General features: G+C 43.7%; 23 protein-coding genes. 17 read left to right on the forward strand and 6 right to left on the reverse strand.

Translation table 11 applies throughout. The annotated features are described in order from the left end of the window. The first annotated feature begins 71 nt into the window (after positions 1-71). The 9 genes from U0033_RS22410 (at position 72) to U0033_RS22450 (ending at position 14,718) form a co-directional block, all read left to right on the forward strand. Positions 72-2,411 (forward strand): ABC transporter permease, encoded by a 2,340-nt coding sequence (locus U0033_RS22410; RefSeq protein WP_072362816.1) that lies wholly within the window; start codon positions 72-74, stop codon positions 2,409-2,411. Then, entirely contained in the window at positions 2,408-4,771 is a 2,364-nt protein-coding gene (locus U0033_RS22415; protein ID WP_072362817.1) for an ABC transporter permease, read from the forward strand. The genes U0033_RS22410 and U0033_RS22415 overlap by 4 nt, the downstream gene beginning before the upstream one ends. 13 nt (positions 4,772-4,784) lie before the next feature. Beyond that, positions 4,785-7,199, forward strand: a complete 2,415-nt coding sequence (locus tag U0033_RS22420) for an ABC transporter permease (protein ID WP_072362818.1) — start codon at positions 4,785-4,787, stop codon at positions 7,197-7,199. 3 nt (positions 7,200-7,202) lie between these two features. Next, on the forward strand, positions 7,203-7,865 hold the full coding sequence (locus tag U0033_RS22425; RefSeq protein ID WP_072362819.1) for an ABC transporter ATP-binding protein: 663 nt from the start codon (positions 7,203-7,205) through the stop codon (positions 7,863-7,865). Positions 7,866-8,043: 178 nt separating this feature from the next. After that, entirely contained in the window at positions 8,044-9,501 is a 1,458-nt protein-coding gene (locus tag U0033_RS22430; protein ID WP_177318637.1) for a TolC family protein, read from the forward strand. A gap of 37 nt (positions 9,502-9,538) precedes the next feature. Continuing rightward, positions 9,539-10,849 carry an efflux RND transporter periplasmic adaptor subunit gene (locus U0033_RS22435; RefSeq protein WP_072362820.1) on the forward strand — a complete coding sequence of 437 codons (1,311 nt, stop codon included), beginning with the start codon at positions 9,539-9,541 and terminating at the stop codon, positions 10,847-10,849. Positions 10,850-11,233: 384 nt separating this feature from the next. Beyond that, entirely contained in the window at positions 11,234-11,509 is a 276-nt protein-coding gene (locus U0033_RS22440) for a hypothetical protein (RefSeq protein WP_072362821.1), read from the forward strand. Between the two features lie 85 nt (positions 11,510-11,594). Then, positions 11,595-13,631 (forward strand): glycoside hydrolase domain-containing protein, encoded by a 2,037-nt coding sequence (locus U0033_RS22445; RefSeq protein ID WP_072362822.1) that lies wholly within the window; start codon positions 11,595-11,597, stop codon positions 13,629-13,631. Positions 13,632-13,713: 82 nt separating this feature from the next. Next, the gene (locus tag U0033_RS22450) at positions 13,714-14,718 is read left to right on the forward strand and encodes an NAD(P)H-dependent glycerol-3-phosphate dehydrogenase (protein ID WP_072362823.1); all 1,005 of its coding nucleotides are present in this window, start codon (positions 13,714-13,716) and stop codon (positions 14,716-14,718) included. On the opposite strand, the gene U0033_RS22455 is transcribed toward U0033_RS22450, so the two are convergent. Both U0033_RS22455 and U0033_RS22460 read right to left on the reverse strand, forming a co-directional pair. Next, a complete protein-coding gene (locus U0033_RS22455; RefSeq protein ID WP_072362824.1) occupies positions 14,711-16,024 on the reverse strand; it encodes a DEAD/DEAH box helicase in 1,314 nt (437 codons plus the stop codon). The two genes, U0033_RS22450 and U0033_RS22455, sit on opposite strands and share 8 nt — an antisense overlap. 39 nt (positions 16,025-16,063) lie before the next feature. Beyond that, the gene (locus U0033_RS22460) at positions 16,064-16,303 is read right to left on the reverse strand and encodes a hypothetical protein (RefSeq protein WP_072362825.1); all 240 of its coding nucleotides are present in this window, start codon (positions 16,301-16,303) and stop codon (positions 16,064-16,066) included. A gap of 608 nt (positions 16,304-16,911) precedes the next feature. Between U0033_RS22460 and U0033_RS22465 the strand changes: the two genes are divergently transcribed. The 3 genes from U0033_RS22465 to U0033_RS22475 all read left to right on the forward strand — a co-directional run bounded on the left by U0033_RS22465 (position 16,912) and on the right by U0033_RS22475 (position 19,452). Further along, a complete protein-coding gene (locus U0033_RS22465; RefSeq protein WP_083571618.1) occupies positions 16,912-17,340 on the forward strand; it encodes a response regulator in 429 nt (142 codons plus the stop codon). A gap of 70 nt (positions 17,341-17,410) precedes the next feature. Beyond that, complete coding sequence (locus U0033_RS22470; protein WP_072362826.1) at positions 17,411-18,880, forward strand: sigma-54-dependent transcriptional regulator; 1,470 nt, start codon at positions 17,411-17,413, stop codon at positions 18,878-18,880. Positions 18,881-18,996: 116 nt separating this feature from the next. Beyond that, the gene (locus U0033_RS22475; RefSeq protein WP_072362958.1) at positions 18,997-19,452 is read left to right on the forward strand and encodes a low affinity iron permease family protein; all 456 of its coding nucleotides are present in this window, start codon (positions 18,997-18,999) and stop codon (positions 19,450-19,452) included. Positions 19,453-19,490: 38 nt separating this feature from the next. Here U0033_RS22475 and U0033_RS22480 read toward each other — a convergent pair whose 3' ends face one another. The 3 genes from U0033_RS22480 to U0033_RS22490 are packed head-to-tail and all read right to left on the reverse strand — an operon-like array spanning position 19,491 to position 22,809. Then, complete coding sequence (locus tag U0033_RS22480) at positions 19,491-20,924, reverse strand: hybrid sensor histidine kinase/response regulator (protein WP_072362827.1); 1,434 nt, start codon at positions 20,922-20,924, stop codon at positions 19,491-19,493. Between the two features lie 3 nt (positions 20,925-20,927). Then, positions 20,928-21,383, reverse strand: a complete 456-nt coding sequence (locus tag U0033_RS22485; protein WP_072362828.1) for a response regulator — start codon at positions 21,381-21,383, stop codon at positions 20,928-20,930. Continuing rightward, positions 21,370-22,809 carry a sensor histidine kinase gene (locus tag U0033_RS22490; RefSeq protein WP_072362829.1) on the reverse strand — a complete coding sequence of 480 codons (1,440 nt, stop codon included), beginning with the start codon at positions 22,807-22,809 and terminating at the stop codon, positions 21,370-21,372. Before U0033_RS22490 ends, U0033_RS22485 begins: the two co-directional genes overlap by 14 nt. Before the next feature lie 260 nt (positions 22,810-23,069). On the opposite strand from U0033_RS22490, the gene U0033_RS22495 reads away from it, so the two are divergent. The 3 genes from U0033_RS22495 to U0033_RS22505 are packed head-to-tail and all read left to right on the forward strand — an operon-like array spanning position 23,070 to position 24,998. Continuing rightward, positions 23,070-23,279 (forward strand): hypothetical protein, encoded by a 210-nt coding sequence (locus tag U0033_RS22495; protein WP_143150784.1) that lies wholly within the window; start codon positions 23,070-23,072, stop codon positions 23,277-23,279. A 20-nt stretch (positions 23,280-23,299) separates the two neighbouring features. After that, positions 23,300-23,866: a YciE/YciF ferroxidase family protein gene (locus U0033_RS22500; RefSeq protein ID WP_072362831.1), complete on the forward strand. Its 567-nt coding sequence runs from the start codon at positions 23,300-23,302 to the stop codon at positions 23,864-23,866. Between the two features lie 46 nt (positions 23,867-23,912). Further along, positions 23,913-24,998: a DNA topoisomerase IB gene (locus U0033_RS22505; protein WP_218164049.1), complete on the forward strand. Its 1,086-nt coding sequence runs from the start codon at positions 23,913-23,915 to the stop codon at positions 24,996-24,998. A gap of 42 nt (positions 24,999-25,040) precedes the next feature. Here the strand turns inward: U0033_RS22505 and U0033_RS22510 are convergent, their stop codons facing one another. Then, positions 25,041-25,388 (reverse strand): hypothetical protein, encoded by a 348-nt coding sequence (locus U0033_RS22510; protein WP_072362832.1) that lies wholly within the window; start codon positions 25,386-25,388, stop codon positions 25,041-25,043. Positions 25,389-25,474: 86 nt separating this feature from the next. On the opposite strand from U0033_RS22510, the gene U0033_RS22515 reads away from it, so the two are divergent. Continuing rightward, positions 25,475-25,684 carry a Ku protein gene (locus tag U0033_RS22515; RefSeq protein WP_143150785.1) on the forward strand — a complete coding sequence of 70 codons (210 nt, stop codon included), beginning with the start codon at positions 25,475-25,477 and terminating at the stop codon, positions 25,682-25,684. Continuing rightward, complete coding sequence (ku, locus tag U0033_RS22520) at positions 25,617-26,399, forward strand: non-homologous end joining protein Ku (RefSeq protein WP_072362833.1); 783 nt, start codon at positions 25,617-25,619, stop codon at positions 26,397-26,399. The genes U0033_RS22515 and ku overlap by 68 nt, the downstream gene beginning before the upstream one ends. Position 26,400 lies beyond the last annotated feature (1 nt).

Genomic DNA, 26,400 nt, shown 5'->3' on the forward strand with positions numbered 1-26,400 from the left:
GACAAGTTCAAAATGAAACCTGGGCCGGTATTGACCAGCCCTTCCTTTTATTCAATTTTAAACCGTTTGTTATGATTAGGAATTACATCAGGATTGCATTGCGCAACCTATGGCGTAATAAATTATTCTCTGCGATCAATATTGGGGGCTTGGCAATAGGTATGACCATTAGTTTTATGCTAATACTGTATGTACTCTTCCAGTTTAGTTTTGATAAGTTTCATGCGAATACAAATAATATTTATGAGGTATTGACAGCCGAAGCCGGAGTATGGACTACGCCTGCGCCCCTGGCTGCTGCAATAGAAAAAACGATACCTGGGGTTAAATCAACTGCAAGGGCCAGTTATTTTTTTGATCACCTGTTGCAGGCGGGCGAAACCAGTGTTAAATTGAAAGGTGGTTTTATAGATCCTCCATACCTGGATATTTTTAGCTTTCCTGTCATAAAGGGGAATGCAAAACCATTGCATGAGAAGAATGAAATTGTATTGACCGCGAGTACTGCCCGTAAATTGTTCAGGGAGGCAAATCCTATTGGACAGATCGTAAAGCTGGATGCACATGATCCATTGGTGGTGAGTGCTGTCGTCAATGATCCTCCGGATAATTCTTCTATACAGTTTGATTTCCTTTGTGGCTGGTTATTATATGAGGCTAAGGAGCAATGGGTGAAAGATAATACCTGGGGCAATTTTGGTTTTAGAACTTATGTATTGCTAAATCCCAATACTTCGCTTGCTCCTGTGCAAAGTAAGTTGAAGCATATGTTGCAAACGGAAGCTAAGTCAAATATGACTACGACTCTTATGTTGCATGCAGCAAAGGATTGGAAACTATATGGCGCGATCAGAGATGGTAAGATCATTGGTGGGGAAATAGAAACTGTACGTCTCTTTCTTATACTTGCTTTGAGTATCCTGCTCATTGCCTGTGTGAATTTTATGAACCTGAGTACAGCTCAGGCAGCGCGCAGGGCGCGTGAAGTGGGGGTGCGCAAGGCGATTGGTGCCAACAGGAGATCACTGATCCTCCAGTTTTTTGGAGAGTCGCTGATATTGGTCGTCTTGTCTGCAATACTGGCTTTATTACTGTTATGGACCTTGCTGCCTGCATTCAACACATTTGCAAATAGTTCACTCAAATTAGCGACAGCGCCGGAAATATTCTGGCTAAGCCTACCTTGTTTATTGCTGGTAACGGGTTTACTGGCGGGTAGCTATCCTGCATTATACCTTTCTTCATTCAGACCAATTAGAGTTCTGAAAGGAGGTGCTAATAAGATCAAAGGTAATTTCCTGTCCAGGCAGGTTTTGGTCGTCTTTCAGTTTGGACTTGCTGTGGCACTCATCATTACCACAATCATTATATATCAGCAGCTTTATTATATCCAGCACAAACCAATTGGGTATGACACTAAAGGATTGGTGGATATTCAGCTGGAAGGACAGTTATATGATAATTATGAAGTATTCAGGAATGCGGTAATTGGTTCGGGGGCTGCTGTAGAAGGAACTATTATCAACGACCAGATCACAAATAGTGGTAGTACTTCCTGGGGGCTTAAATGGCCGGGGATGGAAGATGGAGGGGATCAGAAAGCATTTGGGGTGATTGCAACGGCGGCCAACTTTGCTGCTACATTTAGTATTCCTGTGCTGCAGGGGCGCGACTTTCTCAGTAAAAATGATTCCATGGGGATCATGCTGAATGAAACCGCGGTAAAGGAAATGCACCTGAAAGAACCACTGGGCCAGATCATTAGCTACAATGGTCAACAGCGTATCATTACCGGTATCTTAAAAAACTTCGTGTCAGATAAGTCCTATAAGCCAATAGGCCCTATGATCTTTACTTACAATGCTGAGTGGCGGGGCCTGATGACCTTTAAACTCAATCCTTCACTTTCTTTACAGGCATCTATGAAGAAGCTGGAGAAAGTATATCATGAAATGAATCCTGATTATCCTTTCAGCTATTCGTTTGTGGATGAGAGCTACCAGAAGAAATATGATAATGAAAAATTCCTGGGCAGAGCGATCAACATCTTTGCATCACTGGCTGTCATGATCAGCTGTCTTGGGTTGCTAGGCCTTTCAGTATTTGCGGCGGAACAGCGTAAGAAGGAAATAGGGATCCGCAAGGTAATGGGAGCTGGTGTACAACAGGTAATGTTGTTGTTGTCAAAAGAGTTCCTGAAACCGGTATTGATTGCTATCCTGATTGCATCGCCAATCGCAGCTTATATTATGAATAACTGGTTGCAACATTATACTTATCGCATACACATTGAATGGTGGATGTTTGGTATAGCCGGACTGCTCGCAGTATTGATAGCACTTGTAACAGTCAGTGTTCAGTCTTTCAGGGCGGCCAGTCTGGATCCTGTTAAAGCTTTGAGAACAGAATGAGTACCTGGTTCAAAATAGCAATCCGTAACCTGGTACGTCATAAAACTTACGCAGGTATCAACGTTGTTGGTCTGGCACTGGCTATAGCTGCATGCCTGTTAATATATAGGGTGGTATATTTTGAACTCAGCTTTGATAATTTTCATCGGGATCGGGAAAGGATATACAGAGTGGTGTCAGCCACACAAAATACCAGTGGCACTGAATTCTTTATGGGGGTGCCTTTCCCCCTGCCTGCTGTTTTGAGAAAGGATTACCCGCAACTGGAAAATGTAGGTGCGATTCGTCAGACGGATGGAGTGATCATTGTAGATGACAAGAAATTCAGAGAGCGGGATCGGGTGTATTATACAGAACCATCAGTGTTTGAAATTCTACATTTTAAATGGCTGTATGGCAATCCGCAACAGGCATTGTCAGCACCGGGTACCGGTGTGATGACGAAAAGTATTGCCGGGAAATATTTTGGTAGCTGGGAGGCGGCTATAGGAAAAACATTCAATCATAATAACGAAAGAATAATCAGGGTAACAGGTATTCTTGATGATCTGCCTGTAAATACTGATTTCCCGTTCGGCGTGGCGATCTCTTATGCTACTTTGTTACCGCAGTTGAAGGAGAATGACTGGTTGTCGGTCAATGAAGCACATAATGTATTGGTGAAATTACCTGCTGGTATGGATGAAGTGCATGGCAATGCATTGCTGTCTGAATTGATTAAGAGATACAAACCACAGGAACATCGCAATGAACAATTGCAATTACAGCCCTTGTCAACCATACCTATGGATACACGGTTCCGCAATTTCAATGCGGTGTTCAGCCTGAAGATGATCAGTGGATTGATTTTGGTAGCTGTGTTTTTGTTGATCATAGGGAGTGTGAATTTTATCAATCTTGCTACAGCGCAGGCAGTGACCCGTTCCCGCGAAGTGGGCGTGCGCAAGGCATTGGGTGGTGGTAGAAAGCAATTAATGATACAGTTCCTGGCAGAAACGTTTGTCATTTCCCTGTTTGCATTGATACTGGGATTAGTGATTGGTGAATTCTGTTTGCCTGAAGTCTGTCGAATGATGCAGCTGCCCGTGCTGAAATTGTTTACTACTGACCTGGTGTTCTTTATAGTTGCATTATTACTTACTGTCACCTTGCTGGCTGGGGCTTATCCGGCATTCATTCTATCAGGATACAATCCGGTCAATGCACTAAAAGGTGCGAAGATAAATACCCATCTTTTATTCAGAAGAGTACTCGTGGTATTGCAGTTTGCGGTAGCACAGTTACTGCTCATTTGTATGCTGGTGGTGATGAGCCAGATGAACAAGGTGCTGCATGCACCACTGGGTTTTGATCAGAAAGCCGTTGTGACGGTGTCTATACCAAAGGATAGTGTTTCAGTACAACAATTCGGATTTGTCCGTGATCAGTTGTTACAATCAAAAGGTATTAAAAATGTGAGCTTCAGTTTTACACCAGCCTCCAGTTATGGCGGTTGGTTCAGCAGACTCAGGTTCGAAGGACGTACGATCAATGATCTGGATGTGGATTTAAAATTTGCGGATCACTCATTCGTCAACACTTATGGAATGCAGCTGATAGCGGGCAGTAATTATACTGCTGCGGATACTGCCAATGGTTTTGTGGTGAATGAAACGCTTGCAAAGAAATTGGGTTATCCCCAGTCTGCTGATATGCTGGGTAAGCGAATGGCATTCTTTGATGACCAGGTATCAGGGCTTGTTATTGGTGTAGTAAAGGATTTCAGGGCGAATAGCCTGAAGGAACCAGTATTACCGCTGGTATTAATGAACAACTCATCCTGGTATCGTACACTGAATATAAAGATCGATCCGGACCAGCTGCAGGCAGCGATGGCGGCCATGGAAAAGACCTTTAAAATGGCCTGGCCGGCTTATCTCTATGAATATGAATTTATGGATGATTTGCTAAAAGATTTTTACCAGGAGGAAATACAGTTATCTGTTATGTATAGGTTGTTTGCTTTTGTAGCGATGTTTATTTCCTGCCTGGGATTATATGGGCTTGTGTCTCTCATGGTGGTGCAGCGCAGAAAAGAGGTAGGCATCCGGAAGGTACTGGGTGCTTCTGTGATGGATGTGCTGGTATTATTATCAAAAGAATTCACGCTGCTGGTCATCGTAGGTTTTATCATTGCGGCTCCGATAGCTGCCTGGTTTATGCAGGGATGGCTGGCCACTTTCAATGTAAGAATTGGATTACAGGCGAATATATTTTTACTCACGATAGGAGGGGCTTTAACCATTGCATGGATGACGGTTGGCATGCGTACAATCAATGCAGCTTTGGCCAATCCGGCAAAAGCAATGAGAACCGAATAAATTAAACAAGGGTATGTTCTATAACTATATAAAAATAGGATGGCGCAACCTGATGCGTCAGAAAGTTTTTTCTGCGATTAATATTGTGGGAATGACGGTCGCCTTTTGTGTTGCCTTTCTCTTAGGTATTGCGGCTTATTTTGAATGGTCTTACGATCAGTTTCACACAAATAAAAATGGTGTCTTCCTGGTATATACGGCTGAACGTATGGTAGATGGAAGCGTGCAAAATAATAGTAGTCATGCTGCGGTATTTGGACCTACCATTGAAAAGGAGTGTAGTGCAGTGCAGGCGGCTAGCCGTTTTGCCTGGGATTATGAAGCCGTTTCTTACAAAGAGAAATCACTGGACCTGTCAGTAAATTTCGTAGATCCTGCTTTTCTTTCTATGTTCAGTTTCCCTGTGCTGGAAGGAGATAAAAATGCATTGCGGCAGGCCAGTCATATTTTGATTACTAAAAAGGCTGCAGACAAATTGTTCCCTGGGGAATCTCCCATTGGCAAGCTGGTGCAGATTAACATGAATAATCATTTGCAGCCTTTCACTATTGCAGGTATAATGGCAGATGTACCACGTAATAGCAGTATCAGTTTTGAAGTGCTTTGTAGTTTTCAGAATGTAATATCTGCGTTACCGGATCCTAATACCTGGGATAACCAGGCTTACCAGGTATTTGTACAGCTGCGGCCTCATACCAGCCCTACTATGCTGGAAACGCAAATGAATGACGTCATTCAACGCTACAGGACCAATAAACTGAGCAGCATGAAGGAGAATGGGGTTACGCCTGGTGCTGATGGCAAATTATTATCTATGCATACTTTGCCCCTGGCAGATATGCATTTCAGAGAAGAGGGGAATACAGGAGGGGGAATCAACCCGTTTTATCCCTGGATGTTGGTGATCATGGCGCTGCTGATTGTAGGTACTGCCAGCATCAATTTCATCAATCTGAGTATGGGCAGATCTTTTACCCGGGCAGGGGAGATAGGGTTGCGGAAGGCATTGGGAGCAGTACGTAATCAACTTATTATGCAGTTCTGGTGTGAGGCCCTGATTGTTTGTACAGTTGCATTCATTGCCAGTCTTGTTTTGGGAGCATTGCTGTTACCTGCTTTCAACCGTTTATTCAGTTATCACCTGAGCTTTTCCATCTTATTGAATGTAAAATTGATAAGCTGGACGATTGTCGCCTTCTTCTTTGTAACAGTACTGGCAGGCGGTTATCCTGCATGGCTGGTGGCCCGTACCAACCTGATTGAAGTGCTGAAAGGCAAAATGAGCCTGGGCAAAAGTGGTTTCCTGAGAAACACTTTGATCATCGTGCAGTTTGTGGTGGCAGTATTACTTATCAGTTCTACGGCTATCCTCTGGCAACAGCTTAATTACCTCCGTACCCGGCCTATGGGCTTTGATACAGAGCAGGTGATCAGTGTTCCGATAACGGGCAATGTAGATGCTACTAAAGTACTGGCTCGTATACAACAGCAACTGAATGGAGATCCACATGTTATTTCCAGCACCGCCTCTTACATGAACCTGGGAGCTGGCCTGGCTGGTGGGGAATCTACCTGGAAAGTAGGTTTTGACTTTAAGGGACATGAAGCAAAAGCGGTATGGGTACCGGTGGAATATGATTATCTGCAAACATTAGGACTAAAGCTGGTGGCTGGCAGAGATTTCTCCAGGTCATACGGGGCTGACTCCAATACGGTGATCGTGAATGAAAAGCTGGCGGCGACATTAGATGGCGGAAAGGATGTGATAGGTCAGCATTTTGAGTTCGACGGACAGCAAATACAGATTATTGGAATTATAAAAGACTTTAACTTTAAATCACTGCGTCAGGGGATTGGCCCCCTGGCATTGAAACTAACGCCTTCATTGGGGGCAGCAGCTATATTTGTAAAGGTAAAACCCGCTGACCTGCCGGGTGCAATGGCAGCTGTGGAGAAGGCCTGGAGAGCGGTGGTGCCACAGGGAGACTTTAAAGGTTCGTTTCTGAATGAGAATGTAAACCGGATGTACGAAGCTGAGGCCAGGTTAGCGACCATTATTGTTTGTAGTGCTGTACTGGCCATCCTTATTTCTTGTATGGGTTTGTTTGCAGTAGCCGTACTGGTGATCGGGCAGCGTAACAGGGAGATAGGTATCCGCAAGGTAATGGGTGCTTCTGTAGGCAGTATTGTTACCCTGCTGTCAGCAGGATTTTTGAAACTGGTGGCTATTGCCATTGTGATTGCTAGCCCAATGGCCTGGTATATTATGAGTACCTGGCTACAGCATTTTGCTTATCGTATCCAAATCCAATGGTGGTTATTTATCCTCGTTGGACTGGCAGCGCTCATTATAGCATTTTTTACTATCAGTATACAAACGATAAGAACAGCATTCATGAATCCTGTAAAATCGATCAAAACAGCATAAATAATGATACAGCTTAAACACATTTCAAAATATTATCCCGTAGGATTTGGCAAAAATGAAATATTGAAAGATATTGACCTCACAATATTTGAAGGAGAGTTTGTATCCATTATGGGTCCTTCCGGCTCAGGAAAATCTACCTTACTGCATATCCTGGGATTACTGGAAGAACCTTCACAGGGAGAATACTTATTCGAAGGAGAGCCGGTACACAAGATGAATGAGAAGAAGCGTACCCAGTTGCACCGTGGCTCCATCGGTTTTGTGTTCCAGGCTTATCACCTGATAGATGAACTGACGGTTTATGAAAACATAGAAACACCACTTTTATATAAGAACATCCCATCAGCGGAAAGAAAGAGCCGTGTAGCAGATGTACTTGACAGGTTTAATATTGTAGCAAAGAAGGATTTGTTTCCCAATCAGCTTTCCGGCGGACAGCAACAACTGGTGGGCATTGCCCGTGCCATAGTAGCTGAACCGAGGGTGATACTGGCCGACGAACCCACTGGTAATCTACATTCTGATCAGGCAAAAGAGATCATGGAATTATTCAAGCAGCTTAACCAAAGAGACAAGATCACCATTATACAGGTTACACACTCCGAGTTAAACGCAACCTACGGTCAGCGAATTATACAAATCCGCGACGGGAAAATCGCATAATCAGGGAGTTAATAATTTAATAATCCGGCGTTTAAAGTCTCCTGGGTGCAGCAGTATAGCCATTTTGTCCGCTGCAGACTTTGAACGCCGGTTTTTTTACCGTGAAGGGATCGTTTTTCACGCTTTTATAAAGAAAATCTTTATGTTATCATTACAATTATTATATTTTTGGAATGTCATGAAATTATCCAAGTACCCGGGATGTGTCCTGGCAATTTGTTTGTTGTTGGCTAACACTGTAGCAACTAAAGCACAGGATACCTGGAGCCTTCAGCGTTCCGTAGATTATGCCCTGGCGAATAACATCGATATCAGGCAGCAGTCCGTTCAGAAAAGATTGGCTGAACTGACGCTGAAGCAAAGTAAGCTTGTACAGATACCAACCCTGAGCGGTGGGGTGAATGGTAACTTTGCAAACGGGCGTAGTATTGACCCCAATACCAACAGCTTCATTACCTCTGCGGTAACCTCTTATAGTGCAGGCTTGTCAGCAGGTGCGAACATCTTTAATTTCTTCTATCAGCAGAATGTAATTGCATCCAATAAGTACAATTATCAGGCACAGGATAAGTTGTTGGAAAAAGCCAGGAACGATGTTGCCTTTAATATTGCGACTGCTTTTTTACAAATATTGCTGAATACGGAGCAGGTGCATATCAGTGAGGTGCAGGTAAAGCTGACCATGGACAACCTTGCAAATACCAAAAAGCTGGTAATAGCGGGTTCTGTACCGGAAAGTAATCAGGCAGACCTGGAAGCACAGCTGGCTACAGATAGTGTAACGCTGGTAAATGCCCAGAACCAGGTAATTCAGTCTACGCTGCAAATGAAAGCCCTGTTGAACCTGAGTTTTGATCAGCCTTATGTTCCACAGATCCCTGATAATATTGCGGAGATTCCTTTGCCAAGGCTGGACGAGGTAGATCCTGAGATGGTATATAGTGCAGCAAATTCTAATAACCCGCTGATAAAAGCAGATCAGTTGCTGGTAAAATCCAGTGAGCGATCTTATGCTGCTTACAGGGCACAAATGTACCCATCCATCACAGCTTCCGGGCAGGCGTATAGCAGTTATGCAAACAGTGCGAAGAATGCTACGCCGGTTTCAATTAAAACTGTTGAGGATGTACAGATCGGAACAGTGGATGTAGGTGCTTCCACCTATAAGGTATATACTAAGTCTTATACCTATAATTATGAGTTTTCCACCATTCCATTAAGCACGCAGCTTGACAACAACTTTAAGCAGACCCTTGGCCTGTCTCTCAATATTCCTATTTTGAATGGCTGGACTTACCGCACCAATATGCAGAAGGCAAAACTGAATATTGAAACGCAGAAGCTGACGATGGAAAAGGATAACCAGAAACTGCGTCAGGATATTTATACCGCCCATGCAAATGCAGTATCTGCTATACAAAAGTATTATGCAGCATCCAGAGGTGTAGATGCATCCCAGAAGGCATATGATTTTGCCACTAAACGATTTGATCTGGGTTTAATGAATACGATTGACTATATTACTACACAAAGCAAGTTGTTCAATGCGCAGATCAATAAGGTTTCCGCGCAATACGACTATATATTTAAAATGAAGCTTCTGGAGTTTTACAGGGATCAAAAAATAGCGCTGTAGCAAGGCGAATCCCGCTCCTTTTGAAATACACCGGCATATGAAGAAAAAAAGAAAAAAGACACTCATCTGGATACTTGTTATTGTTTTCCTGATCATTGTTTCCATTTGGGTTACCGTTGCCAGCAAGCGATCTGAGGGTATTAAGGTTGCTATAGAGCAGGCCGGATATAAAGACATTATAGAAGTAGTGTCTGCGAACGGAAAGGTTTACCCGGAAACAGAAGTAAAAGTCAGTTCTGACGTATCCGGTGAAATCGTTGACCTTCCGGTCATAGAAGGAGATTCCGTAAGAAAAGGACAGGTTCTGGTAAAGATCTATGCAGATGTGTATGGTTCTATGAGGGATAAAGCCAATGCCGCCCTCAGCCAGGCACAGGCCCAGCAGGCTAATAGTGCTGCCTCACTGGCCGCTTACAAAGCTAAACTGGATCAGACTAAGCTGGCGTATGATCGTAATAAAGAATTGTTTGCCCAGAAGGTAGTGTCCCGCAGTGAGTTTGAAACCGCAGAGGGAACCTATCGCTCTGCCCTGGCAGATTATAACGCTGCCGTAGAATCGGTGAACAGTAACCGTTTTGCTGTAGCCAGCGCCCGCGCAGGCCTTACAGAAGCCAATACTAACCTGAACAGAACTACTATCGTTGCGCCTATGAATGGGATCGTATCCCTGTTGCCTATGAAGAAAGGCGAGCGTGTGGTAGGTACTGCACAGATGACCGGTACAGAAATTATGCGTATAGCCGATCTGAATACAATGGAAGTACAGGTTGATGTGGGAGAAAACGATATTCCCCGTGTAAAATACAACGACACTGCCATCATAGAGGTCGATGCCTATAATAGCCGCAAGTTCAAAGGGATCGTCACCCAGATAGCGAGTTCCAGTAAAAATGCAGCTACCAGCACTTCAACAACGGCATCTTCTGCTGACCAGGTTACGAATTATGTAGTGCACATCCGTATTCTGCAGGAGAGCTACAAGGACCTGATCACTGGCAAAAAACCTTACCCTTTCCGCCCGGGCATGAGTGCATCCGTCGATATTCAAACCCAGCGCAAGAATAACGTACTTTCAGTTCCTATCAATGCTGTGACCAAAGAGAGAGGTGAAAATGCAAAAGATAATAACGAAGTGGTGTTCATGCTGCAGCCTGATAAAACAGTTAAGCAGGTGAGGGTAACTACCGGTGTGCAGGATAATGATTACATAGAAATCCTGTCAGGGATTAAAAAAGGAGAGGCAGTGGTGACAGCACCTTATGCAGCCGTGTCCAAAGACCTGGCAAATGATAAGAAAGTGAAGGTGGTCGCTAAGAAGGATCTCTTTGAAGGCACTGCTAACCAATAATTACAGCTACCTCTTTTTGGGGTGAAGACTTGTTTTATTTTACAGCCAACGCAATCAATGGCGGTAATTTTAGGGAGTTTTAAAATTTGAATCATTACTCTTTTTTATAAGAAACGCTTCTGCTCAACAGGCAGAAGCGTTTTTGTTTTTGATTAACAAATACTGGTCAGATCTTTGCCTATATGTTGTAACGCATAAGTTATCTGAGTCTACAACTGTTCATCTAAATAATTATAGACGGAAACTACAGTATTGGGCATATTCACTTGTTGGATATGCCCATTTACATTATTTGCCTTACGTTATCATGAAAAACTTAACATTGGGCAATGTTAATTTAATATTAAATTTATGTTATCACATTAAGCAAATATTTAAGAGGTTATGTCAAGTACCAAAACACCCAAAGCTGGAAAATCCACCAGCAAAGATGCCCGTCATGATATTGAGAAAAAATTGGATTTACTGCTCGTTGATCTGAAAAAGGACCTGGGAGACACAAAGTTCAAAAGCAGAATTAAGAAGGCTGCGAAATTGTTAAGTAAAGGTGTGGAGAAAGCAAAGAAAAAAGCTTTAAACGCAAAAAAGAAAACCAAACCAGCGAAGGCTGTTAAGGCAAAAAAAGCGACAGCAGTTGCTGCGACAGTAGCAGCTGAGTAGGTAACATACATTTTGTTACGACGCCCACTTATACAGTACATGCTGGTATATGTGGGCGTTCTAGTATATATTTAGGCCTTTTTGTATGAAAAGGCTTGTCATATATTTCTTCAGCCTCCTGCCTTTGGCGGCAGCAGGTCAGCAAAGCAGTCAGGTGAATGTATTCCTTGGCTCATCCGGAGACCATGGGCAGATGTCCCCCTCAGCATCCTATCCTTTTAGCATGCTCAGTATAGGGCCGGAAACCTACCCATCTACCCACACCGGGTATGAATATTTAGCAAAGGAATTTCTGGGATTTACACATAACCGTATGGAAGGCGTTGGCTGCCAGGGTTGTGGTGGTAACCTGCTGGTGCGTCCTTTCCTGGGTGATGCGCCTGCAAAGGCAGACCTGATAAAGGCTGCAGAGAAGGCTTCTCCCGGGTATTATGCGGTGGCATTTGAGAATGGTATTGGTGCATCATTTACCGTTTATAAAAATGCCGGCTTACATCAGTACCAGTTTCCTGCTGGTAAAAAGGGTTTGTTCATTGATCTTGGTTTTGCTCATGTAGGCCGTTTTGTGGCAGAGCAGCATACTATCAGTGGTAATGCTGTAAGTGGGTGGATTGAATCGCGTACTACCTGTAGTGCAGGTATTTACCGCATTTATTATTACCTGGAAGCAGAACAGGCAGTGAGCTGGGATTCTACTGCCAATCACCAGCTGATTGCGCGTGTAGGCAATGATACAAAGTTGCTCAATGTAAGAGTAGCACTTTCTTCGGTAGGTGAATCTTATGCAAAAGCAGCGATCAACAAAGGTAGTTTTGAAACCCTGAAGGTAGCCAGTGATAAGGATTGGAATGCGATGTTAGGGCATATCAGGGTGAAAGGGAATGCTGCGCGTGAAAAACTTTTCTACTCTTTGTTCTATCGTTCTATCCAGTCTCCTTATGTGGTATCAGAACCAGATGGCAGCTATGCTGCTACGGATGGTACCCTGCAAAAAACTAACAGCAAGATCTATAATGGCTGGGCTATCTGGGATAACTATCGTGCACAGTTACCATTATTGTCTATCGTATTTCCGGAAGAATACCAGGATATGATGACTTCCATTGCAGGACTGTATGCACATGGCAAAAAGGATATGGCTACCCTGCATGAACCGGGCATCACTGTTCGCACAGAACATGCGGAAGTGGTATTACTGGATGCTTATCGCAAGGGATATAAAGTAGATTTTAAACCAATTGCCGATTCACTGGAAAAGGAAGCTGCTAATTTAGACTTTGCACATCCTGACAAAGCATTGGAATCTTCTTATGATCTCTGGGCAATGTCTGGCATTTTCAATGCGTTGAAGAACCAGCAGAAAGCAAGTTCCTACCGTGAGCAGGCTGCTAACTATAAACAATACTGGAAAAAAGATTTTCAGGACCTGAGCCGGCGTGATGTAGATCAGATGCAGGCGAGGGGATTGTACCAGGGTACCATCTGGCAATATCGCTGGTTTGTACCTTTTGATATTAAGGGGCTGATTGAACTGTGTGGTGGTGAAGAAAAATACATTGCGCAGCTGGATGAATTTTTTGGTCACGATTATTACAATCATACCAATCAGCCGGATCTGCAGGCACCTTTCCAGTATAACATGACTACACAGCCATGGAAATCTCAGGCGCTGGTGCATAAGATTGCGGTGGATACTATGATCCAGCATTATTTCAATGATAATAGCAGGGGCATTGGATCAGAGATAGATGTAATCTATAAAAACCAGCCGGCTGCATATGCAAGAACGATGGATGATGATGCTGGTACTATGTCTTCCTGGTTTGTATTGGTGTCAGCAGGGATCTTCCCGGCTTGTATAGGGGAGCCGGTATATTACCTGAATGTACCTTTGTTTGAATCAGTGGAATGGGAGCTGAGTGGTGGAAAGAAATTCCGTGTACAGGTAAAGAATTTCGCTGACAAAAACGTGTATATACAACAGGTATTGCTGAATGCCAGGCCGCTGGACCGGAACTGGATCACCCAGGATGAAATAATGAAAGGAGGGGAGCTTACGATTGTGGCAGGTGATAAACCCAATGAGAAACAAGGGGTAACGAATATTTACCTTACTAAATAATCATAAAAAAAACGCTTTTGCGAAGAGCAAAAGCGTTTTTTTTATTGCAGGTTCCTTACTTTGCAGAAAATTGGATATAGGGATGAAAGCAGGTATTATTGGTAGCGGCAGCTGGGCGACAGCTATGGCTAAGATCTTAACCGACAATGGCAAACAGATCAACTGGTGGATCAGAAGTGAAGAGACGATCCGTTACATGCAGCAACGCCACCACAATAAGCATTATCTCACATCTGTATACTTTGACACCAATCTGATACAGTTGAGTAAGGATCTGGCTGCCGTAGTAGCTGCCAGTGATGTACTGGTACTGGCAGTGCCCTCCGCCTTCCTGGAAGAAGTGCTTTTACAGCTGCCTGCCGATGCACTACAAGGTAAAAAGGTGATTAACGCTATCAAGGGGCTGGTACCTGGTGCTAACCAACTCATCAACGAATACCTGGGAGATATCTTCAATCTTCCTTTAGAGCAATACTTTACTATCACAGGCCCCTGCCATGCGGAAGAGGTGGCCAATGAAAAGCTCTCTTACCTCACCTTCTCCGGCCTGGAAGAAGACGCCGCGCAGCAGATGGCAGATATGTTCAGCAACAGTTACTTACAAACGATTGTGAACAATGACGTAATTGGGGTACAGCTGGCAGCTGTATTGAAAAATATCTATGCATTGGGAGCCGGTATTGCCCATGGTCTGGACTATGGCGATAACTTCCTCAGTGTGTATATCACGAACTGTTTCAGAGAGATGCAGCAGTTTCTGGAAACCTACGGCCAGGATCAGGAGGCACCTATAGCTGAGCATAACTACAATGCGAGTGCTTACCTGGGCGACTTGCTGGTAACTTGTTATAGTCTGCATAGCCGTAACCGTACATTTGGCAATATGATTGGCAAGGGCTATAGCGTAAAATCTGCGCAGCTGGAGCTGAATATGATTGCAGAGGGGTATTATGCCAGTAAGTGTCTGAAAGAAATGAATGAGCAGGTAGGGGCGTATATGCCGGTAGCGCAGGCGGTATTTTCCATATTATGGCAGCACCAGAATGCTGCGGAAGCATTTCTGGCGCTGGAAAAGGGCTTTATTTAGCAATTGCTATTTTCACTTTTTTATTCTTGATCTTTTGGTTTTCTATGAGGTTCAGCACATGACTGGCCTTGCTCTTACGTACTGCAACAAAAGAGTAGAAATCTTTCACTTCAATTAAGCCAATATCTTCTTTTTTGAGCTCACCCCTGTTGCTGAGGAAGCCTACGATATCGATTTTATTTACTTTATCCTTCTTGCCGGCACCTATAAAGAAGGTGGTCCATTTGGGCTTTTCAGGAATTTCGTACTCTCCTTCTACATCGATCAGCTCTACATCTTCAGAGATATAATCAGGCAGGTGCTCCTCCGGGCCGATAATCAGGATGGCGGTACCACTGGCATCCATTCTGGCTGTGCGGCCGTTTCTGTGGGTGAAGATAGCTTCTGTATTGGGCAGATGGTAGTGAATGATGTAACGGATATTAGGTATATCCAGGCCTCTTGCTGCCAGGTCGGTGGTAACGAGGACGTTGGAAGATCCGTTTCTGAACTTGGCGAGGGCTGCTTCCCTTTCATTTTGCTCCATGGCGCCATGATAGAATACGCTTACCAGGCCTTTATCTTTCAGCAGGGAGTTAGTGCGTTCTACGGCTTCGCGGTGGTTGCAGAAGATGATGGTAGAGCGGTTACCCAGTTTACACACCAGCTGAAACAAGGTATCCAGTTTATCCTTTTCAGGACTTTCCACATACTTGATAGCCAGGGCAGGAGCGGGTTCTCCACTCAGGAAGTCCAGTGTAACGGGGTTATCCAGTTTTACAAATTCCGGTATTTCTACGGTGTCAGTTGCGGAGGTGAGCAGGCGTTTTTTGAGATTGGGGAGGGAGTTGAGAATGAATTCCAGTTCATCTACAAAGCCCAGTTCCAGTGATTTGTCAAACTCGTCCAGCACCAGCATTTTGATGGTGTCAGGTTTAATATTTTCCCTGCGGATGTGGTCACCTAGTCTGCCGGGGGTACCTACGATGAGGGCAGGAGCTTCCTGGAGATTGTTTTCTTCAGTTTCCCGTTTATGGCCGCCGTAGCAACAGGTGATTTTAGCGCCTGTACGCATGTTTTTCCACACAGTTTCTATCTGAAGGGCCAGTTCTCTGGACGGCACGACAATAAGGGCCTGGGTACCGGCAGCTGTTTTATTCAGCGATTCCAGTACGGGAATTAAGAAGCCCAGCGTCTTACCGGAACCTGTGTCCGAGAGCAGGATTACGTTGTCTGTTTCCTGATTTGCTTTGATAGATGCTGTTTGCATCTCATTCAGCGCATCGATCTGGAGCGCAGAGAGGATATTTTCGTATTCATTTTGCATTGCCGGGCAAAAGTACGGGAGTTCTGTAAGTAATTCAAACTACTGAGCGGCAGGCTCAGGTCCAAAGTAGTTCCGGATCATCCATTCAATATGTTCTGAGAGGCCGGCTTCAGTAAGAACAGGCCCTGCCAGCTGCAAAAGCACGTTATCTTTTCCAAAGGTATATTCGAGCACTTCTCCTTTCATGACAACCAGGTATTTTTTTTCTTTTGCTTTTTTACGCAGGGATATTTTCCTGCTGACCCCGTTGACTGTAATACTACAAGCAAGCGTGCGCATGTGGTGATGGAGTTTAATAGATGAATAAAGAATAATGGTTTCCACAGGATCAGGATAGCGTTAGCCTGGCTATAGCATTAGCCAGGCGTCGCTCAAGAACCTGTTAATAAAATATACTTAAAAATGATGAAGAGTCTGCTCTCCGGCAGGATTTCTGAAATAGCTTTTCGTCGTCTGAATCAAATGTAGGGTCTTGAACGGAGAAATTTGTGAACGCTATGTTAATGAAAAAAAATAGTCGATCGCATGAAAAAGATTGACCCGGGTTATTAGCCCGGGTCAATAAACTAAAACAACAGCTATGATGAAAAATGTTATGCTTCAGGGATAAGGGTTTCAATTACCATACCATGCATTCTCCTATGGGATTCCACACTTCTGCCTCCGGGATTGTGGTCATAGTGAAGCATGGATTGTGGAAATAATTCCACACTTTTGTGTCGAATATCTTGTAGAAGCTGCCACAGGCGTAATGGATTGATATTTGAAACTAATAAGGGAGATAAAAGGAGTGAAAAATGATGGTAGCCGCTAGTTGAAATGTGCGATCGAACGAAAAAACCTTCTATTTTTTTGATAATCAATTTATTAATGGAACAAGTGTAAGCATGGCACAGCATATTAAACCGGATGTGGGACCCCCATCCGACACAGTATATACGCACGAGGGGAGGAACAAGTCATTTATTCTGATTATTGACGATGAACCAGACATCTGTAAACTGTTACAGCTGAGTCTTGTTAAACATGGATATAATGTAAAATATGTGCATTCACTCACCGAGGGAACGCAATATCTGCAGCAGCAACAACCGGATTTACTTTTCCTGGATATCCATCTGCCAGATGGATCGGGATTGGAAGCACTTCCTGCTATTAAGAAAAAATGTCCGGCGTTGCCTGTCGTTACCATCAGTGCATATGACAATGGTATGGAAAAACAGAAAGCACTGAAAGCGGGAGCCAGTTACTTTCTTGCGAAACCATTCAATGTAAAAAGCCTGGATGAGCTGATGAGTAACATGTTAAGCAGATAGTGCGTTGCAATGAATGGTATTAATTAGTAAATTTAAAAAAGCTGTTGTTCTAACACCACATATAACTTTTATGAGAAATATTCTGATTATAGACGATGAGATCAATATTTGTACACTGCTTAGTAAGTTTCTGGGTAAGCACGGGTTCAAAGTAGATACTACTATGAGCGGTGCCACTGCGCTGAAAATGATGAAGGAGAAGACATTTGATCTGGTGTTGTGTGACTATCGTTTAAAGGATACAGATGGTGCTCAGTTATTACAGGACATATTGCAGATCAACCCCCGCACAATCGTGATCATTATCACTGGTTATACCGATGTGAGGGTTGCGGTAGATATGGTGAAGAATGGTGCTTATGATTATTTATCAAAACCATTGTATCCGGACGAAATCCTCAACCTTGTACATAAAGCTTTCGCGCACATGGATGCTGAACGTGAAAGGGAATCTTTCATGCCAGCAAGGACTTACAATGGTAGCGTAGGTGAAAGACCTGCTGTTGCTGCATCTGCTGATGAGCCAAATGGAGAGATGCTGGATAAAAGTAATAAATACGTATATGGTGAAAGTGGTGGTGCCCGCGAACTGATTCGTCAGATCAAGCTGGTAGCACCAACTGATTATAGTACAATCATATTTGGTGAAACAGGTACAGGTAAAGAATCTGTTGCCCACCTTATTCACCATCATAGTAAACGTCATTCGCAACCATTTGTGGCATTGGACTGCGGTAGTCTGTCCAAAGAACTGGCGGCGAGTGAGCTGTTTGGTCACGAAAAGGGTGCATTCACCGGTGCGATCAATACCAAGATCGGTGCTTTTGAACAAGCCCATGGCGGTACGCTCTTCCTCGATGAGGTAGCCAACCTTTCTTACGATATACAGGTAGCGCTGCTGCGTGTGATCCAGGAAAAAGTGATTCGTCGTGTAGGTAACCTGAAGGAAATTCCGATCGATGTGCGCATCATCGTGGCAAGTAATGAGAAACTGTCTGAATCTGTACAGAAAGGACGTTTCCGTGAAGACCTTTTCCATCGCTTCAATGAGTTCACTATTTATATTCCGCCATTGCGCGAAAGAGTGGAAGATCTGCCTTTATTCGTAGATGCTTTTATGCGCCAGGTAGAGAGAGAGCTGCAAAAGAACTGTGGTAAGATCACGCACGAAGTATGGGAATGCTTTAACCGTTACAACTGGCCAGGTAACATCCGCGAACTAAAAAACGTGATTCGCCGTGCTTGCTTGCTGACACCGGAGCACGAAGACATTACCCTGTCTACTTTACCGCTGGAAATGAAGGAATCATTCTCTCAACAAACGGCTTATGAAGAAGACCATCAGGTGAATATGTCCGGTGAACTGATTTCCATAACCAACGAGAATGATCTGAAAACAGTTGCATTGCAGGCTGAATATAATAAGATCATCAATGTGCTGAAAGAGGTAAAATACAATAAAACGAAAGCTGCGCAGCTGTTGAATATAGACAGGAAAACCCTGTACAACAAGCTACGTTTGCTGAACATAAATTATTAATTTATTGATCAATATAGTGTTTGTTTATAGTTTATTGTGGGGCGCTTTATAGCGCCCCTTTTTATTGCTGACAGGTATATTATTTGCCTTCTTATTACTGGAATAAAAATGATGTCATGAAAGCGCAACAATCGAATTTCTTTGAGAAATTTTCCAGTAAGGTGAGTCATATTACAGGATCGCCCGGAGCCTTCTTTCTGGCTTTGCTGGCCATTGTAATATGGGGTATTACAGGGCCGGTATTTCACTATTCCGATACCTGGCAGTTAGTCATCAATACGGGTACTACAATCATCACTTTTCTCATGGTATTCGTCATTCAGAAATCTCAGAATAAAGATTCCAAATCTTTGCAGCTGAAATTAAATGAATTGATTGCCGCCAACAAAATGGCCAGCAATCGCCTGATTGTAGTGGAAGATTTGTCAGAAGAAGAACTGGATACCCTGCATAAATATTATTGCAAGCTGGCAGAGGAAACCAAGAAGAGAATGTCGATGAAAGAATCGCATTCTGTGGAAGAAGCGATCGATAATGCAGATGAGAAACTCGAAGTGGAAGAGAAAAATTAAGGCCGGACAACTATAAAGTCTCCGGCCTTTTTATCTGATTAGTTAGTGGGCAAAACGACCGTAAATACACTTCCTCTGTCAATCTCACTTTCTACATGCACGGTTCCTTTGTGGTTCATTATTATGTTTTGGGTACTTGTTAATCCTAGTCCGGTACCTTTGGGTTTGTTTGTAAAGAAAGGGTCAAACAGTCGCATTTTTGTCTCTTCAGGTATGCCCGGACCATTATCACTAATTATAATCACTGCCTTGTCTTTGAGGCGCTCCGTGTTGATGGTAAGTATTCCTTTGCCGGGTGTCATTGCTTCAATGGCATTGATGATGATGTTAAGTAATGCAATGATCACTTTTTCTTCATCTGCAGGTACCATGATGTCAGGGTAGCTGTAGTCTTTATTTACTTTTATTTCATTCAGCTGTAGCCTGTCTTTCGCCAGCAGCAGTGCTTTTTCAGTCAGTTCATTCGCACCATGTGCACGGATATTCAATTCTATCATGCGGGTAGAACTGAGTAGTTCTGTGATCAGCTGGTTGATGCGGGTACAGTTGCGCTCTATAATATCGACGTATACCTGGCTTTCTTCCATGCTCACCGGCTCTCCTTTGAACTGGCTTACTGCCAGCAGGATATTGGTGAGCGGATTACGAACTTCATGGGCAATGACGCGGGCTATACGACCTGTGACAATGAATTTTTGTTGTTGTTGCTTTTCCAGTTCTTCTCTTTTTCGCTCGGTAATATCCTGTGCGATACAGAGGAAGATCTGTTCCGCTTCGTCCAGCATTACGGCGCTGACCATTACATCCAGCTTTTTGCCTTCTTTGTTGACGAAGTTATATTCCGTTTGCAAACTGCTGTCTTCTCCGCAGATATGGTCAAAGAAGTGGCGGCTTTGCTCTTCCTGCAGAAACAGTTGTTTCAGGTTCAGCTGCAGAAATTCTTCCTTGCTGTATTGCAGGGTTCTGATGGCCGCAGGGTTTGCATCGATCACGTTTTTGTCGCAGTCTGCGAGTATAATGAGGTCGTGTGCTTTTTCAAACACACTAAAGTATTTCTTTTCTTTTTCTTCAATTGTACGCAGGTGTCTTGCTTCGTCCAGTGCATAGCGAATGGAACGTTCCAGGAGGTCTGCACTGATTTCTCCTTTTACCAGGTAGTCAGAGGCACCTGCCTGCATCGCTTCCTTATCTATGCTATAATCCCCTTTACCTGTGAGCATGATCACCGGTGCCTTGTATTGCAGCTGCTGGAAATGATGAAGGATGTCGATACCTGTATATGGCCCCAGGCGGTAATCTACGAGGTAGATATCGTGTTTCTTCCGCTCTATTTCTTCCACGGCTTTTGAGTAGGTGGGCGCCCAGGCAAGATCGTACTGACCGGGAGAGATGTCCTGCAATAACTGGCTTACCAGGTAAAAGTCATCTTCATCGTCATCGATCATCAGTATGTGAACAGGTTGATCAGTCATTCTTTAAACGTTTGGCAGTTCTGCAATTTCGAACCAATATTTACTTAATACACTGGTGAATTCTACGAGGCCGGAGTAGGTAACAGGCTTGATAATATAACTGTTTACACCAAGTTCGTAGCTGGTAGTAATATCCTTTTCTTCCATAGAGGTCGTCAGAATGATAACAGGGATGCTCTTTAATAAAGTGTCAGCCTTTATCTCCTTTAATGCCTCACGACCATCTTTTTTGGGCATATTGAGGTCCAGCAGTATAATATGTGGAAGCGGGTGTAGCGTTACATCCGCATACTGCCCACCCCGCTTCAGGTAATGCAACAACTCTTCTCCGTTCTCAACGAAGTTAACCTGATGCTGCGTACTGTTTTCGTCAAAAGCGGCCTTAATCAATTCACGGTCGTCTGCATCATCATCTGCAATAAGGATGCTAATTTTTCCGGCAGGTTTAATACTGCTCATCCTGATGGGTTTGTGTAATAGGTAATATGACAATAAAACTGGCACCTTTACCGACTTCTCCATGGGCTTTGATAAAGCCATGATGGCTATCTGTAATTTTTTTACAGATAGCGAGACCTATACCGGTTCCTGAGTATTCACTCATTCCATGAAGCCGCTGAAAAAGCAAAAAGATGCGCTCGGCATAAGCGGGTTCAAATCCTATACCATTATCTTCAAAAGAGAGGCGGCAGAAGGTATCTTCCAGTTGATTTTCTCTGAGTGGGATTTCCAGGGCAGTGCCTTTTAAGATCTGACAATTTACATTGATCTCCAGGTTCCGTTCGGGGCTGGCAAATTTAATTGCATTGGTGAGTATGTTCTGAAAAAGTTGTTGCAGGGCAGTGGGGTGGCCTTCTATCACCGGCAGCCTGGCTGTACGGATCGTGCCTTTCTTTTCCTGCAAACGTTCTTCCAGGTCGCTGCTCACTTGCTGGAGCAGGATATTCAAATCTACTTTTACAATATTATCAGGGGTAATGCGGCCTGCTCTTGAAAAGATCAGAAGGTCATTGATCAACACCCGCATACGGGTTACTGCTCCCCCCATGCGATCCAGCAGTTCATTGGCTTCTGCTGGTAGCAGTGTGCCGTATTTCATTTGCAGGCGATCGCTGAAAGTGGAGATCTTGCGTAGGGGTTCCTGCAGGTCATGGCTGGCAACATAAGCAAATTGTTCCAGCTCTTCGTTTGATTTATTCAGCAGGCTAATGTTTTGCTGCAGATCCCGCTGGTAAGATTTTAATCGTGATTCGATATGTAATTGCAGGCGATATTCCCGGGTGAGCGTCACATAGGAATAGATGCCAATGAAGATGGCGATGAGAGAGGTAATAAAGATCACCGGTGCCCAGATCATAGAGTAGAAGCGCTGCATCTCCGATTGGTTTTGCAGGTGACCTTCTTCTATTTTCATCATATCCTGTACTTTCCGGTCTATCTTATCCATGGATTTTTCACCTTCCTGTACGGAGGATGTATCTTTTTTGAAAGATCGCCATTTGGTTTCGCCGGCAGCCAGTTGTTTGTATTTATTATCCAGCAGTTGTTTTAGTGTGTCGAGATGGAGCTGTTGCTGGGGACTCCTTTTTGTCACTTCCCGCAGGTGCAGGTATTCTTCTTCTATCCTGATGCTTCTTTCCAGCATGCTGGGTCGCAGGAAGGCTGTATCCCTGGTGATACTAAAACCACGGATGGCTGCTTCTGCATCTTTTACCTGCTTGGTGATTACTTCCAGCCTTTTGGATACTTCAATGGTGTGGTTCATCCATTTAGCATTATCAAGCAGGTTCTTGGTGACAATATATGAGCATACGGATGCAATGATCATTACAGTAGCAGCAATAAAAAATCCTGCTCGTAGCTTTTTCTGAACCGGGATATGCATAGTGGTTTATTCGACAGCATTCGAATGTACTAAAAGTTTCCGGGTTCCGCAGCGGAAACAAATTCTACAATATGAAAGTACTTGTCTACAGCATGTGCAGCCGTGGCTGCTGCGCAAAAAAATATAGCTGTTTACGTTGTCTTTATGTTGCTGAAATACTTTGTGGTTAATGGTTGTATGAGATTTGTATTTGTGTATTATTCTTAAATAAATAGTTCCGGGAATGAACTTTGTTTTTAATTCTGTAAAAACTAATCACCATGTTACACTATACAATATTCGCGGGTGATCCGCCGCCTGGAGGCGTACCTGAAAAGCAACCCATACAACCACCTCCAACGAATCCAAACCCGGCTCCCGGTCCGGAGATAACTCCTCCGCCATCACCGCAGGGGCCAGAAAGAAACCCGGTCCCGAACGAGGTGCCTGATCACGATACACATCGTACTCCACCTAATCCAAAAGCTTAACACATAAAACTCCAAAAATTATGGCAACTATTACCAAAACCCAATCAAAAAGTGGCACAGCTGCAAAAAAATCTACTTCGAAAAATGCTATGCCCGAATCTAAATTTCAGAAACTTTTTAATGAAGAGTTGAAAGATATTTACTGGGCTGAAAAAAATCTGGTGAAAGCCCTCGGTAAGATGGCTAAAGCAGCCACTTCCGAAGAATTGGTCAATGCAATTACCGAGCACCAGGAGCAAACAAAGGGTCATGTTGAAAGATTAGAACAAGTATTCGAAATGCTGGGGCAGGCACCAAGAGCAAAAAAATGTGAAGCCATGGAAGGCCTGATTGCAGAAGGACAGGAAGTGGTAGAAGATACAGAAGAAGATACCGCGGTAAGAGATGCGGGCATCATCATCTGCTCACAAAAAATAGAACACTATGAAATCGCTGCATATGGTAGCCTGCGTACACTCGCACATGTCATGGGCAATGATGATGTAGCTGCTGTTTTAGAGCAGACACTGAATGAAGAAAAGGAAGCAGATAGCCTGCTCACACAAATAGCAGAATCTTCTATCAATGAAGAAGCTTCCGCAGAATAATTTTCCTGCTAATTATTGAAAACCCTCAGAGGCTCCTGCATAATGTATGTATGGAGCCTTTTTACTTCAAATATGTTACAGCTATGGATCTAGTCGCAGCAGCAACGGCCACCGCAAAGGCCGTGAAATTGAGATATGTAAGATCAGGTACAACTGGTTATTCCCGTGTGAAAAAAAAAGTGGATTTTACTATCAGGACCAGCATGGAGAAAAGATCACCGATGAAGATACTTTGCAACGCATCCGCGGTTTAGTAATTCCACCCGCCTGGCAGGAAGTATGGATCTCTCCTTATTCCAATGGTCATCTCCAGGCAACAGGCATCGATGCCATGGGCAGAAGGCAATACCGCTATCATTCTACATGGGCAAAAGTCCGCAATGAAACCAAGTACGATCGCCTGCTACATTTTGGGGAGAAACTACCGCAATTGCGCCGCCATATTGACAATGCGCTGAAAAAGAAAATGCTCGACAAGGAAAAAGTAATTGCAATCGCACTCAGCGTAATGCAGGAAACCTTAATTCGGGTAGGCAATGTGGCGTATGAAAAACTGTATGGCTCCTATGGGCTCACTACGCTACGCGATCAGCATGTGAAGATCAGTGGCGGTACTGCCTTTTTCAAGTTCAAGGGAAAGAAAGGTGTCATGCACCAGATCACACTGAAACACCGCCAGCTCGCCAGGTTATTACAGAAAGTACGGGATATTCCCGGTCAGGAATTGTTTCAATATTATGAAGGGGGTGAACACAAATCACTTGATTCAGGAGATATCAATGAATACCTGAAAATATGGACCGGTGAAGATTTTACCTGCAAGGATTTTCGCACCTGGTCGGGAACTTTGCATGCATTGAATCTGCTGGCAGATCTAACGCCATTCACATCGCAACATGAGTGTAAGCAAAACCTGGTTGGGATCATAGATAGCGTGGCCGGAAAACTGGGAAATACGAGGGCTGTGTGTAAGAAGTATTATATCCATCCCCGTCTTGTGGAAGCATATGAACAGTGTAAGCTGGATCCGTATCTGGAAGCATTGAAGGCAGGCAGGGAAAAAGAGGCGAAGGGAGGGTTACACAATGATGAGCGGGTATTGTTGAAATTTATGGAAGACGGACGATCGTAATTAACAATCGTCCGTCTTTTAATAAGTTGAAGTAGTTATCAATTAGGCAAAGATCAACTGATCTTCTCGGTCTTCTACCGGTATTTTCTGGATAAATTCATCAAATCCTGACTCTTCGTGCGTACTATAAGCACCATAGGCATCCAGTACGTAGCCAATTTCGCCTTCCTTGTCTTCTATGAGATATAATATTGACATATCGCCTGGATCTGATTCTCCTTCAAACCGGTAAGTTTTAATAATCTTCAACTCATCAGGGTTGTAGATTTTTTGTTTTTCTTTATTCTGCAACCGGCCGTGATCACTCATTATTAACTCATGATCCAGACCCTTATTATGCAGTTTTTCTAACACCCTGGTAAGTGTTGTCATTTCACCTGGCTTTTCCATAAACAAAGGTTTTTACAGATGAAAAATCCAAAAGGCGTGCCATGGCATATCCTTTGAATGCCAATAAAATGATAAATGAATAACTTATGAGAGCAATATGGTCAGGAACCATCGGCTTCGGGCTGGTCAATATTCCGGTGAAATTGTATAGCGCTGTTCAGGATAGCAGACTCGACCTCGACATGCTTGACAAGCGTGATCATGCACACATAAAATTCCACCGTGTAAATGAAGAGAGCAATATGGTCAGGAACCATCGGCTTCGGGCTGGTCAATATTCCGGTGAAATTGTATAGCGCTGTTCAGGATAGCAGACTCGACCTCGACATGCTTGACAAGCGTGATCATGCACACATAAAATTCCACCGTGTAAATGAAGGAACCGGCAAAGAAGTGCCATGGGATAGAATTGTAAAAGGATTCCTGTACAATGATGAATACATCATACTGGATGATGAAGATTTCCAGGCAGCAAGTCCTGAGAAAACAAAGATCATCTCCATTGAATCTTTTGTAGAGGAAACTGAAATTGATGATATTTATTTTGAAACCCCTTACTTTATCGAGCCTGAAAAATCAGGTGCAAAGGCATATGCATTATTGCTGAAAACGCTTCAGCATACCGGCAAGGCAGGCATTGGCCGGTTTGTGTTGCGTACCAGTGAACACCTTGTAGTTATTCGTCCACGCGATAATTATTTGCTGCTGCATCAGCTCCGTTTTCAGGAAGAAATACGCTCTGCTGATGAACTGGCTTTGCCTGCTGGTACTACATCAAAGATCCAGAAGAAAGAACTGGATATGGCCGTAAAACTGGTAGAGAGCTATACCACGGAATTCGATATCAGTCAGTTCAAAGATGAATATCATGCAGAACTGCTGAAGATTATCAAACAAAAAGCGAGTGGTAAAAAGCGTACTGTGAAGAAAATGAAAGTCGTGCATACAAAAAGCACTGACTTGTTTAGCCAGTTGAAAGCCAGTCTGGGTAATGGTAAGCGGGCATCCTGAT

Source organism: Chitinophaga sancti (assembly GCF_034424315.1).
Lineage (GTDB): Bacteria > Bacteroidota > Bacteroidia > Chitinophagales > Chitinophagaceae > Chitinophaga > Chitinophaga sancti.

Bases quoted from the DNA above. Each gene is read 5' to 3' on its own strand.
- U0033_RS22420 (WP_072362818.1), top strand. From the start codon at position 4,785: ATGTTCTATAACTATATAAAAATAGGATGGCGCAACCTGATGCGTCAG.
- U0033_RS22485 (WP_072362828.1), bottom strand. From the start codon at position 21,383: ATGAGCAGTATTAAACCTGCCGGAAAAATTAGCATCCTTATTGCAGAT.
- U0033_RS22460 (WP_072362825.1), bottom strand. From the start codon at position 16,303: ATGCGCACGCTTGCTTGTAGTATTACAGTCAACGGGGTCAGCAGGAAA.
- U0033_RS22465 (WP_083571618.1), top strand. From the start codon at position 16,912: ATGGCACAGCATATTAAACCGGATGTGGGACCCCCATCCGACACAGTA.
- U0033_RS22445 (WP_072362822.1), top strand. From the start codon at position 11,595: ATGAAAAGGCTTGTCATATATTTCTTCAGCCTCCTGCCTTTGGCGGCA.
- U0033_RS22455 (WP_072362824.1), bottom strand. From the start codon at position 16,024: ATGCAAAATGAATACGAAAATATCCTCTCTGCGCTCCAGATCGATGCG.
- U0033_RS22495 (WP_143150784.1), top strand. From the start codon at position 23,070: ATGTTACACTATACAATATTCGCGGGTGATCCGCCGCCTGGAGGCGTA.
- U0033_RS22510 (WP_072362832.1), bottom strand. From the start codon at position 25,388: ATGGAAAAGCCAGGTGAAATGACAACACTTACCAGGGTGTTAGAAAAA.
- U0033_RS22490 (WP_072362829.1), bottom strand. From the start codon at position 22,809: ATGCATATCCCGGTTCAGAAAAAGCTACGAGCAGGATTTTTTATTGCT.
- U0033_RS22430 (WP_177318637.1), top strand. From the start codon at position 8,044: ATGAAATTATCCAAGTACCCGGGATGTGTCCTGGCAATTTGTTTGTTG.
- U0033_RS22505 (WP_218164049.1), top strand. From the start codon at position 23,913: ATGTATGGAGCCTTTTTACTTCAAATATGTTACAGCTATGGATCTAGT.
- U0033_RS22425 (WP_072362819.1), top strand. From the start codon at position 7,203: ATGATACAGCTTAAACACATTTCAAAATATTATCCCGTAGGATTTGGC.
- ku (WP_072362833.1), top strand. From the start codon at position 25,617: ATGAAGAGAGCAATATGGTCAGGAACCATCGGCTTCGGGCTGGTCAAT.
- U0033_RS22475 (WP_072362958.1), top strand. From the start codon at position 18,997: ATGAAAGCGCAACAATCGAATTTCTTTGAGAAATTTTCCAGTAAGGTG.
- U0033_RS22415 (WP_072362817.1), top strand. From the start codon at position 2,408: ATGAGTACCTGGTTCAAAATAGCAATCCGTAACCTGGTACGTCATAAA.
- U0033_RS22470 (WP_072362826.1), top strand. From the start codon at position 17,411: ATGAGAAATATTCTGATTATAGACGATGAGATCAATATTTGTACACTG.
- U0033_RS22500 (WP_072362831.1), top strand. From the start codon at position 23,300: ATGGCAACTATTACCAAAACCCAATCAAAAAGTGGCACAGCTGCAAAA.
- U0033_RS22435 (WP_072362820.1), top strand. From the start codon at position 9,539: ATGAAGAAAAAAAGAAAAAAGACACTCATCTGGATACTTGTTATTGTT.
- U0033_RS22450 (WP_072362823.1), top strand. From the start codon at position 13,714: ATGAAAGCAGGTATTATTGGTAGCGGCAGCTGGGCGACAGCTATGGCT.
- U0033_RS22480 (WP_072362827.1), bottom strand. From the start codon at position 20,924: ATGACTGATCAACCTGTTCACATACTGATGATCGATGACGATGAAGAT.
- U0033_RS22440 (WP_072362821.1), top strand. From the start codon at position 11,234: ATGTCAAGTACCAAAACACCCAAAGCTGGAAAATCCACCAGCAAAGAT.
- U0033_RS22515 (WP_143150785.1), top strand. From the start codon at position 25,475: ATGAGAGCAATATGGTCAGGAACCATCGGCTTCGGGCTGGTCAATATT.
- U0033_RS22410 (WP_072362816.1), top strand. From the start codon at position 72: ATGATTAGGAATTACATCAGGATTGCATTGCGCAACCTATGGCGTAAT.